Source organism: Mycobacterium sp. 1245852.3 (genome assembly GCF_001669335.1).
In the GTDB taxonomy this organism is placed as follows: Bacteria; Actinomycetota; Actinomycetes; order Mycobacteriales; family Mycobacteriaceae; genus Mycobacterium; species Mycobacterium europaeum_A.
Map to the genome: position 1 here is coordinate 1 of NZ_LZLL01000104.1, position 15,783 is coordinate 15,783.

A 15,783-nucleotide genomic window follows, 5' to 3' on the forward strand; every position below is an offset into this window, starting at 1 on the left:
CCCCTTAAGGCTCTCGGGCACAGCGCCGCACAACCAGAACCACGACCGTCAACAACGTGTTGTCCAGCAACAGCTAGCCGGTTAACTCCTATTGCTCAGGTTGCGCGCGTTTGGCACTCCGGCAAAACGTACTTCGCCAACACGGCTCGCCGGAAAATTGAAAGCCGACGGTCCGGCAGCAGTGCGTTCCGGCTCGGGAGTCTAGGCGAGTTCTGCAGGTGAAAAAGACCTACTCACCATCGGCCTCTTCGTCGTATCCGTTGTGGGAAGCCGGATTCCGCTTTTGAGATACAGGTGTCTGAAGACCTCCAGCACGGCTAAAAATATTGCGACGAAGAAATTCTGGAACGCTAACGTGCTCACGCTTTGCAGCTTGCTCAAGCAAAGCCTTTTCCTCCCCGTCGACCCGGAGCTGCAATACAAACTTGCGCCTACGGTTCTCAGAACCGCTGCGACTCGACATCGGTCATCCTCCCTGGAGCGCCAGAAGCCAAGAGGCTTCAACGTGATCTTTCAACCGGGCGAGCTTAGAGCAAACACGGGCTATGCCTACAGGCAATCCAAAGTCCATTAACGCTTGATGCTGCCTTCAGCTGCTCTCCAAACTGGTGGATCCATTGCTTCGGGGATGGCCATAGCGCTCAGGTTCAACGGGGTCGTGAACCTCGGTGGCGAGGACGCCCGTTGGTCACCAGCGCCGACGCCGGCCTTGATCAGGACCATTTCGACTTTCAGATCGTCCTCGGGGAGTTGCGACCACTTTCACGGCCCCTCGTCAAGGCCCACCCACGCGTTTCGGACATGCTCAGTACGCGTCCTACGCAGGCGTTCCGGCGCCAAAGTCAGCGTTCGGGATGCTCCCAGTCATTGAACCGAACGGTATCGGTCGGGTCGGCGGCATCGCGTTCAAGCTGGCGCAGGTACCCGGGACGTTGTTGTAGAAGCGCGTCTTCAAGCGCGGATCGCACAACGGCCGGGGTCAGGGTGATGGTGCCGTCGGGGCTTGTTGATACCAGATACAGGTCGTGCTGGGCACTTGGAGGCAGTGTGATCCGGCGGCGGTGATCCACTTCGATCAAGTCCACCGCGTCCTCCTTCATGAAAGCGCACTGCTATGTCGAGTCACAGTGCGACGCCTTCGAGCGGAAGGTCCGCCACGCGATCGCAAGCATACTGCGGTTTATGGCTCAGTTCCTCAAAGCACCGCGTTGCGACCGTGGCCGACCCTGACGGTGATCTGGTGATGCTGTGCCTAGCGCAGGCCGCGGATGGTGGTGACGACACGGACTTCTGGTTGGCAATGCCAGGCTTTCGTGAATCACTCATTGGAGCGGAAAAGGACCGCGCCGCTGGCGGCGCCTACGGTGGTGAGGAGATCGCCGCTCGCTACGGGTCAACTCCGCCAGGTGCACGTACCGAACGAGACGAGGTCTGATCTACTTCAGCGATGGTGCGCGTAACTTCGGCGACCGAGCGACCAAGCTGGTCGATCGCGGTGACTACCACAACGTCGTCGGTGCGCGCATAGTCGAACATCGCTGCCCGGCCCCGACACCGGCCGCGCTGAGCGCGATCAGCTGCGCGTCGAGGTCTTGGTCAGTGGTACTGGCCCGTGCATAGCTCAGGATCGCCATCATAGTGCCTACCCTCTCATTTCCCACCGACAGTGAGGATTCGAGACACGCGCCGTGAGACGAGAAATGAGACAACACGACCTGCGACTACGGAGCGGGGGAGTGGCACCGCCGAGGGCGTCTCGTTTCTCTACAAACGAGACGCCTGGGTGGTGGGTAAATCTGATGCGTTGCGCACTCGCCGCCGACATTTGTCGTAGACGTTCAACGTGGCGGGGCGGTCGACGACACGGATTCCATTTCCCGCTGGCGATTGAGGAATGTCTTTGTGAGCCGCATCGACATTGTTGGCGAAAGACGCTCGAGGTACCAGAAAGCCTTCCACCACGACGGCAGCACCGTAATTGCCTTTCCCCGCAACACTGAGCGAAGGGCGCGTTCGGCGAACTTGTCAGGTGCCATCGGCCTTAATCGCTTCCACTCCTTCAGCAGCTCTTCCTCGCTGATGGCGGGAACCCGTCCGAACTTGCCGCCGGTAAGGGCGGGGGTCCGGACCGCACCTGGACACAGCACCGACACTTGCACACCGTGGCGCTCGGCCTCCACCCGCAACGCTTTAGAGATGCCGACGATGGCGTGTTTGGTCGCGGTATAGCTCACCGTGCCGGGTGAGGCGACGAGACCGGACATCGACGCTGTGTTCACGATGTAGCCCGAATGCTGCTGAATCATGATCGGGTAGACGGCTTGAATACCGTGCACTACACCGCGCAGGTTCACGTCGAAGACGTCGTTCCAATCATCAAGGGTGTAGCTGTCGACCTCTCCACCAACCCCAATGCCGGCATTGTTGAACAGGAAGTCAATTCGCCCGGATCGGCGTACCGCCTCGGCGACGGCACGCTCAAACGACAGAAAACTGCGAACGTCGAGCTCGATTGCGTGCGCCTCACCGCGACCTCCGTTGAGGCGCTGCGCAAGCTTCTGTGCCTCGCTGATCTGGCGATCGGCGATCCAGACGTCGGCACCCCCGTCTACCAGCGTGATCGCTAACGCCGCCCCGATTCCCGACGCCGCGCCGGTAACGAATGCGACTTTGCCGGCCACCCGCGATGTCATCGTAGAAGGATAGTTGCTTGCCCGCGCGGGGTCGGTCAACTCAGCGTGAGGTCCGCGAACTGCCAGCAAGTTGGAATCGTGCGGTTTAAGCGAACGAGACAGGGCACGAGACGCACTAACCCTGCTTGGGCACTGTCCCGCGTTGGAAATCAATGGGCCGAGGGTTTTCACCGCTAGGGTATGCACGTGACGACAGATCCGCTAAGCGTTGCCGTCATTGGCGATTTTGATGACTCGTATCCCCCGCACACGGCCACCAATGCAGCGATAGCCCACTCCGCCAACGCGCTCGGACTGGAGATATCGGTGGACTGGCTAGCTACCGAACCACTGGCATCCGATCTTGCCTCGGTCGTAACCGCAGACGCGTTGTGGTGCGCACCAGGCAGCCCCTACCGAAGCCTGCATGGGGCCCTCTCCGCACTGCGATTTGGGCGCGAAAACGCCGTGCCGACCCTGGGCACCTGCGGCGGATGCCAACACATCATTCTCGAATACGCCCGCAACGTCCTGGGTTTCCACGATGCCCAGCACGCCGAATACGATCCGTATGGCTCGCTGCTATTCATCTCGTCGCTGACGTGCTCTTTGGCCGGGCAAACCATGCCGGTCAACCTGCGACCAGGGTCTTTGGCCGCACGCTGCTGTGGAGAGAGCCGGGTCACCGAACAGTACTACTGCAACTTCGGCCTCAACGCGGCTTACCGGCAGCAGCTCGAAGAGGGCGGATTAATCGTGACCGGGACCGACGATGACGACGAGGCCCGGGTCTTCGAGCTGCCCAGCCATCCCTTCTACTTGGCGACGTTGTTCGTGCCGCAGAATCGCTCGATCATCGAAGAACCGCATCCGCTCGTGACGGGCCTGTTGTCTGTCGCCGCTAATCGCAAATCGTCGAACGCCGGCAACAACCAAGAGAGATTGGCGCCGAGATCTGGCCCCGGATCGATCCAAGACAAGATCTGATTGACTCGAATCTTTAGAAACGAGACACCAGGAGTTGCTGATCCTTGAACGGCCCGGTGCGGCAATGAGACTGGGAGTCTGAGCCGGCGGTTTGGCGACCTCGATCGAAGGCCAGGCGGGTCAGAGGTTGAAGGGGTCTTCCCACGGATTGAGGTCGAATGGCGCCGTGGGTGGAATCGGGAGGACTTCGATCTTGTCGGCGGCGCACAGTTCGTCGATGAGTTTGCGTGTACCCCCGATAAGGGTCGAGTTGGCGGGGGTGGCTGCCATGGCTGCCACACACCAGGTGTGATCGGCGGGCCAGATGAAATCTGGGGGGTGGGGAATGAAGAAGCTCTCGTGGACCCAGTGTCCGATCCGCGCCGCTGCACTGACGTGGCCCTCGAACAGGTAATGCGGGGAACCCCGCAGGGTGTTGTGGCCGGGTAGCAGGAAAGTGGGTCCGCTCAAGTCCAGGTGCAGTTCGCGCGGCGCCGCTGCGGGCAGTTTGATGTCGGGTGGCAGCACTCCGTCTGGGGCGTAGACGGCGGTGGACGTCATGCTGGCCGTGCGGCCGGGTGCGCGTCCTTCCCATAGGGCGAAGTAGCAGCTTTGCGCAGTCGCAGTATGCCGAGCGAGGATGGCGCACAGCGCCTCCAGCGTCTCAGCGTAGAGATGCGGCCCGCGGGTCTTCGCGTATGGATTGCGTGCGAGCGATGGTTCCGCGGGTGAGTTAATTTGATTCCACTGCGCCCACGGGTGCATCTTGCGTCCGTTGGTCCGGGCCACGTCTGCCCACGTCACCGAGCGCAGATGATCTTGGGGTGGATGGAAAAGGCGAGCGTAGGCCGCAAACCCCGACCCAAGCATGTTGGTCACCCAATGAGGACCCCGTAGGTCGATCCGCTCAGTCAGCCATCTAGCTGGCTCAATTGAAGCGGCCGGTCGCGGGGGTCGCAGATCCACGCCGCCACCATCGCGCTCAACTTTGGCCACGGCTAGCAGCCTACGACTCGCGGCCAGCTGACGAGCTGGGCCAAAACGTACCGAGCTAACGAGACTGGGCCTGCCGCGGTGGTCGAGTTTGCTGAATTCGTCGCGCAATTTGGACTGCCAGCTGAGCCGTCCATCCAATGAGCGAGACCGGATTTGAGGCATCTTGGTTCTTTACATGCGAGACGGGTGCACGAGTTGTGGATATCTGACAACAGCGCGCGTGCTGGTCGAGGCCCCTCTCAGCCAGGAGCGTGCTCGTGAGCGAAGCTGCGGATACAGGCGACGACGTCGCTTACGGCCTCGCACGGCAACATATGCGTTGCTTCCGGCCATAAGCGATGCTCCCATGACGGCGCGACGCGACGTATCCGGTCGAGTCCCCGTGCAGAGTCGTGAATGGTGTTTCCTGCCAATAGAACTTGCACGGGCACATCGACTGAGTGCAGTAGAGAGTCAGGTATGTATCGGGGAAATGGCGTGCCGAAAGAAGCGAAGGCGGAACCGGCAGCCATTACCAGCTCCATCACGCTATCGAGGAGGCTGCCCGGGGGCTGGGTGGCCGAGGATCTCGGCGACGGTGCGCTGCTTACGCTCAGCACCTGGAAGCAACAACAGGGCTCCGGTTCGCCAGAACCGGGCAGACAATCGGGCGACTGTGTTGACGGGCTCGATGAGCGTCACTGACGCGAGTCGATCTGGAATTCGTGCCGCGGTTTGCGCGGCCGTCCATCCTCCATAGGAATGCCCGACGAGATGCACTCCTGTCAGGCCGAGTCCCCCGAGCACCTGGTCAAGACAGCAGGCGCAGTCCTGCGCCGACTTCATCGACCTCGACTGCACGCTGGCGCCGGGTTGGCCGAGTAGATCAACCGTATAAACAGTGAAATCGTTTGTGAGAGCGGACACGTGCTCGGCCCACATTGCCGAAGTCGCCCAGAAGCAGTGCAGCAGCACGACGGGAATCCCGCCCGCGGGCCCGTGTTGGTACACGCGCACGACACCGAACTCGGTTGGCACATCGTGCACGGCATCCGGTCGTGAACTCAGCGCACGCACACGGTCGTAAACCGCGAGATAGCGCTGCCGTGACTCCACGCTGCGAAAACCCGACTTATCCGACACCGCCACTACCTCCCACCCCCAGGATTCCACGGATGGCGACCTGACCGGACCTCGTAAGTCGAGCAAGGGGCCTGACCCCGGAGCCCCTCCCCAGGGGGACCGGTCAGTGCGAGGTTCTTCGGAATCCACACCCGCATCTGAGACAGGATCTGAGCCGCCTCGTTTCTCTAGAAACGAGACACGTTTATTGCACACAGAATTCGGCACCGACCTCATGCTCCCGGCAACCGAACCAGTTCGCACTGGTCGACCAAGCGACAAAGGGCGGCGGTGTCACCCGGAATAGGTCAAAGCACCCCGGTCGACTATTCGCAGAGCGTTATCTACTGACCCTTCCCAGCCAAACGCCAGAGTTCGCGCCTGTCTCCCTGGCTCGACTGCTTTGAGATCTACGCGGTCGGGTGGACAACTTCGGTTGCCGCGCATCACGGCCGCGATTTGCCTTCCTGAGTCAAGCTCAATCACATCCACGAGTGCGCCTGGCAGGTCTGGTTGTCGCAGACCTAACTCACCCACGAGTAACTTCACTTCAATGCTGCTTGCTTGAGGATCGATCGTTTCCCAGTGGTAAATCCGTGGGGCGCTGAACGACGGCCACTGCTGCACCGTGAGCGGCGCTAGTGCGTCCCGGTGGACCACGATGGTAGCGGCGGTACACCAGCCGCCATTGGTGTACATCGCCCGCATCCAGTAATCGGTAATGGACTCTTTTGGCTCAGTGGCCAGTCGCGGCCGAGAGAAATCGCCTACCAGATCGGCGAACCAACTGCCTTGCAACAGCTTCAGGTTGATCTTGCCGTGGAGCTGGTCACTCCCGATCAACACCTCGTTCTTGGCGGTCAATCGAATCCACCATGTCAGCGACCGATGGCCGTCAGAGCTCTCAATCCTCCAGCGCAGACGATCACAGCGCGTGGCGGCAGTGGGGCGCCGTGCCGCCCCCGACGCGCGCCTTTGCATCACCGCAGCATAAGCCTGTCAAACACCACATCGGAAGAGCCCAAACCCGGTTGGGATGAGGGTTGGGCGTCGCCGCACGCCGCGCAGAATCTGATCCACCTCATTTCCTTAGGAGACAACACCAGCTTCGATTTGCGGTCGATCGTTCCTTGCAGGTGACGCGACGTCAGGTTCTAGCGTGTGTTCCATGGCGGAAGTCACCGGATTCAAGATCGGCGATCTCGCACGGTCAGCGGGGTTGTCGGTGCGCGCGGTGCGCTATTACGACCAAATCGGGCTACTCGTTCCATCGGGCCGCAGTCCGGCTGGTCAGCGGCTTTACAGCGATGCCGACATTCGCCGGCTGTACCGCATCTGTCTGCTGCGCCAAGCCGGTTTCGCACTGACCGAGATCGGCCAGGTGCTCGACGAGCCGAAGTGGGATCTGCGTCATGCGATGCTGGCCCATCTGGATCTGCTCGACCAGCGGATCGCAGTTGGGCAGGCGCTGCGGCGGCGGCTGGCCCGCATGGCCGAAGCGCTCGCCGCCGACGACTCGCCGTCCACCGCCGAAGTACTAGAGACCCTGGAGGAGATGACCATGCTCAATGACGCGGTGCATCAACGGATCTCGATTCTGGTCTACGACGACATTCCCGCGATTCATGCCTACCTGGTCCGGGTGTTCGGTCTCGGCGAGGGGCGCCTGGTGTACGCCGACGACAACACCTGCGTGCACGGCGAGGTGCAGGCTGGCGACGGGGTGATCTGGTTGCATCAGGTGTCGTCGCGGTTCGGGTTGGCGTCCCCGAAAAGCCTCGGTGGCGCGAACGGCATTACCGCAGTCATGGTCGATGATGTCGACGCTCACTTTGCGTACGCCGTCGAGCAGGGCGCCGAGATTGTGCATGAGCCCGTTGATCAGCCCTACGGCTACCGCGAGTACAGCGCCCGCGATCCCGAAGGCGGCCTGTGGTCGTTCATGAAACCGCTCGGCGATTGATTTAGAACCACGTATCCCACCGAGACAAGAACCGAGCCGTCCCGGTTTCCTACAAACGAGACGATCGCCGGCGATAGATTTTCAGTTTTCTTCAAGATGGCAGCAAATGGCAGCTCGAAGGCATTGTGCTGACAGCACATCAAACCCCATCCTTCGGACGTGACCTCGAACGACACCGGCTGGCCATGCGCCCGGCATCCTCGTCCCATGGGAGGGTCAGCAACGATCCGAATTAACGCCTCGCCCGCGGCTGTTTGGAACCTGGTCAGCGACGTTACGCAGATCGGACGATTCAGCCCAGAAACCACCGCGGCTCAATGGCTCGAAGGTGTAACGCGACCCCGCGCCGGCGCCAAGTTTCGAGGCCGAGTCAAACGCAACGAAAAGGGGCCCACCTACTGGACATCCTGCATGGTCACCGAGTGTGAGCCCGGTCGAGTATTCGCCTTTACGGTGCGATCCCGGCCGATGGGACTTCCGATCGCGCCCAAAAACACCGTCTGCCTGACGTGGCGTTACACGTTCGAACCCGCCGGGGACGACCTTGGAACGCTGGTCACCGAGGCATTCAAACTGGACGACATCCCGACGATGCGTCTGTACTGGCGGACACTGGGTTGGCTACGCGGACCTCGAATGCTCAAGGACATGGAGCGCACCCTGCGCGCACTGAAGAACGCCGCCGAAGAACCACAGGCCCATCGGCCACATATGTAGTACGCATCGGACTGCCGCCCTTCGCCCACCCGTCGTCCACGCTTGTTTCTTTACTTATGAGACATCACCGGGAAGCTAGCCGTGGGGGACGAGTTCGAGTCGTCGCGCGACGTCGGAGACGAAGACGCCGCCGGGGTCAGTTGTGGCACGGATGGCGCGCCATTCGTCGAGTCGGGGATACATCTGCGGGATTTGGTGGGCTTTGGCCCGGGAGTCTTTGGCGAAGTAGATCCGGCCGCCGACATCAAGCACTCGCTCGTCGAGGCCGTCGAGGAATGCCCCGATGCCCGGCTTGATCGGGAAGTCGAGGCTGAGCATGAAGCCCGGATGCGGCCACGACAGCGGTGCTCGGTTGCCGGGACCCATCCGTTTGAACACGTTGAGAAATGAGGGATGCCCGGAGTGCGCCACCGCCGTGATGATGTCGGCGAGCTGCTGTTCAGCACCGAACAGGATCGAGAACTGGTACTGCAGGAAGCCTTCTTGTCCATAGGCGCGGTTCCATTCCCCGAGCAAATCCAGCGGGTGATAGAACTGCGTCAGGTTCTGGACGGTGCCGCGGCCGTGTTTGGGATAGGCGTGATAGGCCGCTTCGGCGGCGATGCGGGAGGTGAACCTGTTGATCAGACCGTTGGGGAAGATGTCGGGGACGGTGAAGAGTTGAGGTGCTTTGAGCTGCAACGGATTTAGTTGCAGCTTCGGTGGTAGTTCGTCGATTTTCGCCAACGAACCACGGGTGAATCCCGCCCGGCCCATCCGGGCACCTGTGGAGATCGTGTCGGGTACTGACATCGAATAGTCATAGCCCTCGTCGGAGCCGCCGGTGAGTAGTTCTATGGTCTCGTCGAGGTTGTGGGTGCGGTCGTGGTCGGCGATGAAGTATGCCGTCTCGGTACGCGTCATCCGAATCCGGGCGCGAAGCACGATGCCGGTCAGCCCCATCCCGGCGACGGTTGCCCAGAACAGATCGGAACTGGCTCCATCGGGGGTCAACGTGGTGATCGTGCCATCCGCGCTGAGTAGGTCCAGGGACACGACGTGGTTGCCGAAGCTGCCATGAGAGTGGTGATTTTTTCCGTGGATGTCGGCGGCGATCGCACCGCCAACGGTTACTTGGCGGGTCCCTGGTAACACCGGCCCCCACAGGCCGTGGGGTAAGACCGCCCGGATCAGCGCATCCAGACTTACCCCGGCGTCGACGTCGACGATCCCCGTATCCGGGTCGATACGGTGGATGCGATTGAGCGGAGTCATGTCGATTACCAGGCCGCCGCCATTTTGCGCTGGGTCGCCGTAACTGCGACCTAGCCCCCGTGCGATCACTCCGCGCGGGCCGGCAGACCGCACCGCTGCGGCGATGGTCTCGATGTCCGCGGTGGAAAGCACGTCGGCCCGAGACCGGATTCGCTGGCCCCAACCACTTAACACACGGCTCGTTGTCCGGACCTCTAATCCTGCGCTCACGCTGATCGACAGTAAGTCGTTGGACGGCACAACCGATGATCGCCCCGCCAGAAGAGATCCGAGACAAGATTTGATCGGCCTCGAATCTCTAGATGTGCGACAGGAGCAATGTGCTCATCTGTCAGCGGACATGGCTATCTCGGGAGAGCGGGCCCAGTTGTGCCGGCCGGATGTCCCGACGTCCCTATCCTTGGAGGCGTGACGAGCGAGTGCGGTGACACCGGGTCGGAGCTGCCTTCCTCCCCGACTTCGTCGCGCCGTTTCGGTCAACTGCCCGACCTTGGTGTCTCAGATGACTTCGACAAGCCGCTACCTCGCGGTGATGTCGCTGTGTGGGAAGCGTCTGACACGTCGGCCCACCAGGGCGACAGCGAAGCCCCCGACGAGTGGACCATCGACGAACTCGACGACTGGCCCTTCGACGATCCCTCCATCGATGTGGCAGCCCTGCTTCAGTCGCTGCGAGAGTCGGATGTCGACCGCGCAGCCGGCCACACGTTCGGTGAAGAAGAGATTCGCGCTCGCTATGGCTTGCCGAGGCCAGACGTAAGCGGCAGACCCGTCTCCGAACCTCGGTGACCGTCCCTGCGAGGACGAGGCCGCATCTAGATCAGGCGGGGGTCGCCGTCTTCGTGGAGCACGATGTGCCGATCGCAGCGCTGGGAGCGCGTGGACGACGTCTGTGTTGGTGGTCATGCGTTTTTCTCGTTGCTGTTGTGCAGATCCTTAACGGTGCCGATGAACACGTCGGTGATCTCGGGTAGCCGGGATACCAAGTCCCACAGCGGCTTATCGGTCTCATATCGCGCGGCGGCGTTCTCCTGGTCCCACTGCTGCTTCCAGGCTGCATAACCAGGTAGGTCATCGGGATCGGAGCTGTAGTCCAGAGGATCAAGCCCATCGGGATGCTGCGGCCGGATCATGTAAAAGCGTGCTAGTCGTCCGGTGTGGCGGTGGTACGCCACCACGTTGATCTTGAGCTCGCTTGGCCAGTCGTTGCGCATCGGTACGCGGCCCAGAAGCTGCCACTCGTTTAGGTCTGGCACCTGCAGGCAGGTGCCCTCGGTCAGTGTGATGGCCATCCGTCCATCGGAGTGCACGTGCGCGATCACCTGGTCGGGGCTGCTCGGGCCGTAACCAGGGCGCAGTGGCGGGGTGGGCGTGATGGACATGCGTGATCTCCTTCGGTGGTTCCAAGGGTGCGGCACAAAGTGCTCGTTATTGGTAGCCGCATGTCGCCGGTCGCCGATACCCTTTAACACATGAATCCGCAGGTGCCGGGCTATCCCGCGGGGTTGGCTGCCTCGCTGGCCGGAGCGCCTATGGGCGCAACCGTATTGCCGCCACCTCAAACGCCTGCGCCTCCTCCTGGACCTCCACCCCGGCGGAGGGGCTGGATCATCCTGGTGCTGCTGGTGCTGCTGGCTGCGTCGCTCTTGGCTATAAGTGCGCTCGTTATGAGCGTGATCAGAATGACCGCGTCGCCCCCACCCGCGACCACCACGACGGTAACGGCGCCACCGCCGCCCCCGCCGAACTACAGCCCCGAGCAGATAGCGTCGGCGAAAAAAGAAGCTTGCGACGCAAGCGAGGCAGCCGCCTTGAGCGTCAACAACTCGCAGCAGAACTTAATTGTCGCCGCTCGTGATCGGAAATCGCCCCAATACGGTCCCGCACTGGCGAATTTTCAGCTCGTAGTGGCGATTGAAACTAAGTACATGCAACAACATCTGCCACCGGCGACCCCAAACGATGTCGTCAAAGCGACTAATGATTACATCGCCGCGCTGGTCGCAGTGGCAGACGGCGAAACCCGTGGAGTGTCAAACCCAGACGCAGACGCGCTAGTCGACAGAGCAAACAACATCGGCGATCGACTAAACAAGGCCTGTGGCTGACGTGACCTTTCCCTTTCACTCGCCTGAGCTAAGACAGCCAGCACCATCGCCGCCATGGCTGCCTACTCCCGGCCCCAGCCGCGGAGTCATAGTGGGAGCGGCAGGCGTATTGGTGGCCGCACTGGTCGCAGTGGTGCTGGCCGGCATAGGGCTGGCAACCTCCTCGAAAGGTGCGGTTAACACCGTGGTGGTGCCGTGGTCGCCACCGCCACCAACCGCTGATCAGGTGGCTGCGGCCCGCGCGAAGGCCTGTGAGCTGTGGGGAAGAACTGCATCGGTGATGGATGGCGCCACAAATGCGGTGGCGCACACTCCGGGTGATTGGAACACTCCTGCAGTGCAGGATGCCTTGGCCAATGAGGCGCGGGTGACATTGGTCGAAAGGGAGTATCTATACCGCGAACTGCCTGCCAATACACCGGTTGCGATCCGGTCAGGGATCAACGACTACATGGCGGCCAGCGTCGATATGGAAAACGCCACCGCGCACCGGAAAGGCACAGCGCGAGATGCCGCGATCGATCGGGCGAATGCCGCCGAGGGCCAAGTCAACGCGGCGTGCCGGTAACGGGGTAAAGGGGGACTGATGGCTGATGTTCCTGCGGCCAGCATCGCTGGCAACATGATCATTACTCCCGATATGGTGCCGCCGGCGGCGGAACCATTGGAAGCTCAAGCCGCGCATTACAAGGCATTGGCGGAAAAAACTGCGGAACTGCAGCAGCGGCTGAAGGTCGCCAATGCGATGCGGGAGGATGCCGCGCAGTCGCCCGGTTTCGAAGCTGGCCACGAAAAGAACCGCCAGCTGGCGGCAGACTACGGCCGCATGGTCGAGATCTACAACGCAGCCGCAACGTATTTCACCGGGGTCGCAGGCGACTATCGCACCGCCCGCCACACTCAAAATCGGATTGCCAACGACGCGAACACGGAACTCGCTGCGACCGCAGACCCGGTAAAACGACAGGAGATCGTGGTCGCCGCTCATGCCCGCGCTCGAGACCTGACCAGCCAGGCCGTCCAGTCCGCGCTCACAAAAGCCCAGGCATTTCACGGGACCGCTGGCACGGATATCACCGCTCTGACTTCGCGTTCGGGCGGTCCGATGCCTCAAGATCCCGTTTTGCCCCACAGCGGCGGTGGCGGCATCGCCGTCCCTGCAGGGCGAGACAAAAAAGCGTTAGATGACAGTGGATCGCCAGATGGCGGATCTCCCGATGGCGGTGAGAACGGTGTTCAGGGTGCGGGCAATAACCAGCATGGACCGGGCCATCGCAACGGACTAGGGCGCCCTGGGGACGATACAGACAATCCGCTGCCGCCTCCGGCGGTGGCAAATCCGTTTGCGGGCGGTGGCGGGCAGATGCCTGGCGGCGGCGGGAGCGGGATTCAGTCTGTCGGGTTTCCGCCGGGGTTGACGTCGATGACGGGTGGACTTGGCTCGGTGCCCGGTGGGAGCGGTATGGGCGGCCTGGGCTCTGGTGGAGGCTTGGGAGGCGGGCTGCCTGGTGGTCTTGGACAGTTGCCCGGGACTCAAGCTGCTGGGCTGGGGAATCTGCCTGCTAACGCCGCGCCGGCAGCCGGAGCACCGGCGCAGTTGGGTCCGGCTTTCTCTCAAGGGCTTTCAGCAGGATCGGCGTTGGGGTCGCTGCCGCCCGCGACCGGCACTGGCACCCCGGCTGCAGGACAGGCAGCCGCGACTCCGGCGGCGGGCCTTACGTCGGGTGCGGGTGTGCCCTCGGCGGGGGTGGCAGCGGCAGGTGCGACTCCGCCTACGGTTAATCCCGCGGGCGCCGGGGTGGCAAGCTCTGCCGGGACTGCGGGTGCGGCGCCGGCGGCGATGATGCTTCCCCCGCCGGGTATGGGCGCTCCGGCGGCTCCTGTAGCTGGGGGCGCCAGTGGTGCGGCACCGGTGGCCCCTGCCGGCAATTCGGGCACAGCGGGTGGTTCGGCGCCGGCTACGGGCTCAGCGGGCTCGCCGGGCGGATCAGGTGGTGCGGTGGTGGTGCCGGCCGCCACTGTGAGCGCTGGAGCAGGGTCTACCCGGCGCGAAAGGTCTGATTCACCGGAGTTGGCTTCCGCAAAAGCGTTGGCGCGCAAGCTCCGTCGTGACAGTGACATCGTTAATTACGCCTGCATCGAGTGGGCCGTGGGTGTGTTTCGGCGTGAGGCTGGTGGTGCCACCGAGTGTGTGGTGATGTCCAACGAGGGCTTCGGCTATATCCCGTGGGGAGTGTTCTTGCCGCGTACTGCACGCCTTTTGTCAGCAGATAAGCTGGTGGACAACCCGTTTCGGGAACGTTGGTTCGGATCATCCGATCCCGCCGAGGTGTTAGCCGAGTACGCACAACTGCGCGGGCGCGGTGGCACGCACCTGGTTGCCATGGCCGTGACTAAGGAAAGTCCCTTCGGTCGCGCGCCCGGTGTCGAATACGCCGTCTGCCCCCGCGAATTCGACGATGGCCCTTACTCGCGGCCGATCCTCGACGACATGCATATGCACCGGCTCGAAGCCTTCGATCCACAGATGTATGCCCGGATTTTGCAGACGCCGCGCATGGTGGTGAAGCGAGCCCTGCAACAGCTCGGCGTTCAGATGACGTGGACTGTGTCGAGGTGCGGGCAAATGACGCCCGAGCTGCGCGAGATGTGGAATGTGTTGGGTACCCGCGACGACGTTTCGGAGACGGTGTGGAAGCAGTACCGGATAGCGGCCAGCGTGTATTTCGTGAATTTGAGCGCGACCAGACCGCACCCGGAGTCCTCCACTGGAGAGCGCCAGACGTATCAGGCGCAATGGGTCACGGCACGCACCATGGAATTCGTGCAGGGCTGGGAGCAGGACCTGGCCGAGGTAGCGGACATGGTCTATGCCGCAGCGACCGCGCACGCCGATCCCGGCGATTTCGCCCACCAATTCGAAATGAGGCTGCGCGCAGTCGCAGCCGAGCTCGGCTGCGACATTGAGTGAGGGCACCGCAGTGAGCGACGATTATTTGCATTGGCTTGCCGAGCAATGGCGCCAAGAGCAGCACCAGGAGTGGCAGGCTAAGCACCGTGGGGTAGAACACCTCGCGGTACTGGGGGCACGTCATCGCGATCTGGTCTCGACACTCACAGAGAGCGCACGGTGGGCGGTCGGTACTGCCACACTGGGCATCCCACGCGAGTCGACCACCCGGATGTCTGGCTGGGCAACTGACCTGGAACGCGCCGCATGCGATCTGCGCCTGGCGGGTATGAATTTCGCGGCCTCGCTCTGTGATCTGGGCCTGACCTGGGATTTTTTGCAACCAGCTCAGCCTTCAGCTTCATCAGACTGGATCACGAAGTCGCGGCCGTGGTTGGCGCCTGATCCCGAGCTTGCCGAGTTGGCGGTCGAGGACAGGTTCGGGACGAGCTTGCTGGCGGCGACTCGGGCGGCAGGTAAGTCATGGCTGGCTGAAGTCGCCGCTGCACCGCATCTTCTGTCCGCGTTGTCGTCGGCGGTGGAGTTGGAGCCGTACAGTGCGGCCGGTTCATTGGCCGCACAGCGCGCGGTGGCAACGTTGGAGCGCGCATGCGTTGAGTCCGTAGGTATTTCCTACAAACGAACGCTGGTCATGGGTCGGGGCTGGGCGCGTGACGCGTCTGCCATCACCGAGGACGACGTCAACATGATCGCGGCGTGGATGCGGACTTTGGCCGATGCCGGGATACCAAAAGCTCTGTGTGACACAGTTTTTCGTGACTTCCCGGTTGTTTACGATCACGCCCTTGCCGCGGCGCGCAGTAAAGCGAAGTCGATGTGACGATCCGCTGCTAACACAGCCGGGAGACTTGCGCTCCTAATGCTTTCAAGGGTCTCTTGAAACACTGTGTCGTTCCGTCTAGTATTCAAGGCAGCCTTGAAACTAGTGAGGGGGCCACCGTGGTGTCCGCAACGGCAGCAGATCTCTTTGGCGCGGTCAGCCCCGACCCATGACCAGCGTTCGTTTGTAGGAAATACCTACGGACTCAACGCATG

16 protein-coding genes and 1 pseudogene are annotated in these 15,783 nt (G+C 62.2%); 8 read left to right on the plus strand and 9 right to left on the minus strand.

The annotated features are described in order from the left end of the window. Positions 1–229: 229 nt before the first annotated feature. The 4 genes and pseudogenes from A9W96_RS33210 to A9W96_RS04570 form a co-directional block, all read right to left on the minus strand. A complete protein-coding gene (locus A9W96_RS33210) occupies positions 230–463 on the minus strand; it encodes a DUF1778 domain-containing protein (RefSeq protein WP_156765111.1) in 234 nt (77 codons plus the stop codon). Between the two features lie 379 nt (positions 464–842). After that, positions 843–1,085, minus strand: coding sequence for a hypothetical protein (locus tag A9W96_RS04565; RefSeq protein WP_156765112.1), 243 nt, complete (start codon positions 1,083–1,085; stop codon positions 843–845). 346 nt (positions 1,086–1,431) lie between these two features. Then, positions 1,432–1,637: pseudogene (locus tag A9W96_RS32465) on the minus strand (recombinase family protein); the annotation flags it as partial. Positions 1,638–1,838: 201 nt separating this feature from the next. After that, positions 1,839–2,693: an SDR family oxidoreductase gene (locus tag A9W96_RS04570; protein WP_067138119.1), complete on the minus strand. Its 855-nt coding sequence runs from the start codon at positions 2,691–2,693 to the stop codon at positions 1,839–1,841. A gap of 186 nt (positions 2,694–2,879) precedes the next feature. On the opposite strand from A9W96_RS04570, the gene A9W96_RS04575 reads away from it, so the two are divergent. Beyond that, entirely contained in the window at positions 2,880–3,659 is a 780-nt protein-coding gene (locus A9W96_RS04575; protein WP_231999588.1) for a CTP synthase, read from the plus strand. Between the two features lie 120 nt (positions 3,660–3,779). Here the strand turns inward: A9W96_RS04575 and A9W96_RS32010 are convergent, their stop codons facing one another. The 3 genes from A9W96_RS32010 to A9W96_RS31185 form a co-directional block, all read right to left on the minus strand. Then, positions 3,780–4,442 (minus strand): hypothetical protein, encoded by a 663-nt coding sequence (locus A9W96_RS32010; protein ID WP_231999589.1) that lies wholly within the window; start codon positions 4,440–4,442, stop codon positions 3,780–3,782. 720 nt (positions 4,443–5,162) lie between these two features. Further along, complete coding sequence (locus A9W96_RS32470) at positions 5,163–5,762, minus strand: alpha/beta fold hydrolase (protein WP_231999590.1); 600 nt, start codon at positions 5,760–5,762, stop codon at positions 5,163–5,165. 267 nt (positions 5,763–6,029) lie between these two features. Continuing rightward, on the minus strand, positions 6,030–6,599 hold the full coding sequence (locus A9W96_RS31185; protein WP_156765114.1) for a hypothetical protein: 570 nt from the start codon (positions 6,597–6,599) through the stop codon (positions 6,030–6,032). Positions 6,600–6,903: 304 nt separating this feature from the next. On the opposite strand from A9W96_RS31185, the gene A9W96_RS04585 reads away from it, so the two are divergent. Together A9W96_RS04585 and A9W96_RS04590 are read left to right on the plus strand one after the other, a co-directional pair. After that, a complete protein-coding gene (locus A9W96_RS04585) occupies positions 6,904–7,698 on the plus strand; it encodes a MerR family transcriptional regulator (RefSeq protein WP_067138123.1) in 795 nt (264 codons plus the stop codon). 207 nt (positions 7,699–7,905) lie between these two features. Beyond that, the gene (locus tag A9W96_RS04590; RefSeq protein ID WP_067138125.1) at positions 7,906–8,415 is read left to right on the plus strand and encodes an SRPBCC family protein; all 510 of its coding nucleotides are present in this window, start codon (positions 7,906–7,908) and stop codon (positions 8,413–8,415) included. A 75-nt stretch (positions 8,416–8,490) separates the two neighbouring features. On the opposite strand, the gene A9W96_RS04595 is transcribed toward A9W96_RS04590, so the two are convergent. Further along, positions 8,491–9,879, minus strand: a complete 1,389-nt coding sequence (locus tag A9W96_RS04595) for an FAD-binding oxidoreductase (protein ID WP_197499399.1) — start codon at positions 9,877–9,879, stop codon at positions 8,491–8,493. Positions 9,880–10,077: 198 nt separating this feature from the next. Here A9W96_RS04595 and A9W96_RS32475 point away from each other — a divergent pair, with 198 nt between their 5' ends. Then, positions 10,078–10,458 (plus strand): hypothetical protein, encoded by a 381-nt coding sequence (locus A9W96_RS32475; protein ID WP_231999591.1) that lies wholly within the window; start codon positions 10,078–10,080, stop codon positions 10,456–10,458. A gap of 113 nt (positions 10,459–10,571) precedes the next feature. On the opposite strand, the gene A9W96_RS04605 is transcribed toward A9W96_RS32475, so the two are convergent. Beyond that, entirely contained in the window at positions 10,572–11,051 is a 480-nt protein-coding gene (locus tag A9W96_RS04605; protein ID WP_067138130.1) for a hypothetical protein, read from the minus strand. A gap of 234 nt (positions 11,052–11,285) precedes the next feature. Here A9W96_RS04605 and A9W96_RS30115 point away from each other — a divergent pair, with 234 nt between their 5' ends. The 4 genes from A9W96_RS30115 (at position 11,286) to A9W96_RS04620 (ending at position 15,568) form a co-directional block, all read left to right on the plus strand. Next, a complete protein-coding gene (locus A9W96_RS30115) occupies positions 11,286–11,777 on the plus strand; it encodes a hypothetical protein (RefSeq protein ID WP_231999592.1) in 492 nt (163 codons plus the stop codon). 112 nt (positions 11,778–11,889) lie between these two features. After that, positions 11,890–12,345, plus strand: a complete 456-nt coding sequence (locus A9W96_RS31190) for a hypothetical protein (protein WP_156765115.1) — start codon at positions 11,890–11,892, stop codon at positions 12,343–12,345. Between the two features lie 18 nt (positions 12,346–12,363). Next, positions 12,364–14,748: a hypothetical protein gene (locus A9W96_RS04615; protein WP_067138134.1), complete on the plus strand. Its 2,385-nt coding sequence runs from the start codon at positions 12,364–12,366 to the stop codon at positions 14,746–14,748. Between the two features lie 10 nt (positions 14,749–14,758). Then, on the plus strand, positions 14,759–15,568 hold the full coding sequence (locus A9W96_RS04620; protein ID WP_067138136.1) for a hypothetical protein: 810 nt from the start codon (positions 14,759–14,761) through the stop codon (positions 15,566–15,568). The last annotated feature ends 215 nt before the right edge of the window (positions 15,569–15,783 follow it).

What these genes read in the sequence shown, in the direction of transcription:
- A9W96_RS04605 (WP_067138130.1), bottom strand. Translation starts at nt 11,051, where the DNA reads ATGTCCATCACGCCCACCCCGCCACTGCGCCCTGGTTACGGCCCGAGC.
- A9W96_RS33210 (WP_156765111.1), bottom strand. Translation starts at nt 463, where the DNA reads ATGTCGAGTCGCAGCGGTTCTGAGAACCGTAGGCGCAAGTTTGTATTG.
- A9W96_RS04615 (WP_067138134.1), top strand. Translation starts at nt 12,364, where the DNA reads ATGGCTGATGTTCCTGCGGCCAGCATCGCTGGCAACATGATCATTACT.
- A9W96_RS04585 (WP_067138123.1), top strand. Translation starts at nt 6,904, where the DNA reads ATGGCGGAAGTCACCGGATTCAAGATCGGCGATCTCGCACGGTCAGCG.
- A9W96_RS04590 (WP_067138125.1), top strand. Translation starts at nt 7,906, where the DNA reads ATGGGAGGGTCAGCAACGATCCGAATTAACGCCTCGCCCGCGGCTGTT.
- A9W96_RS04570 (WP_067138119.1), bottom strand. Translation starts at nt 2,693, where the DNA reads ATGACATCGCGGGTGGCCGGCAAAGTCGCATTCGTTACCGGCGCGGCG.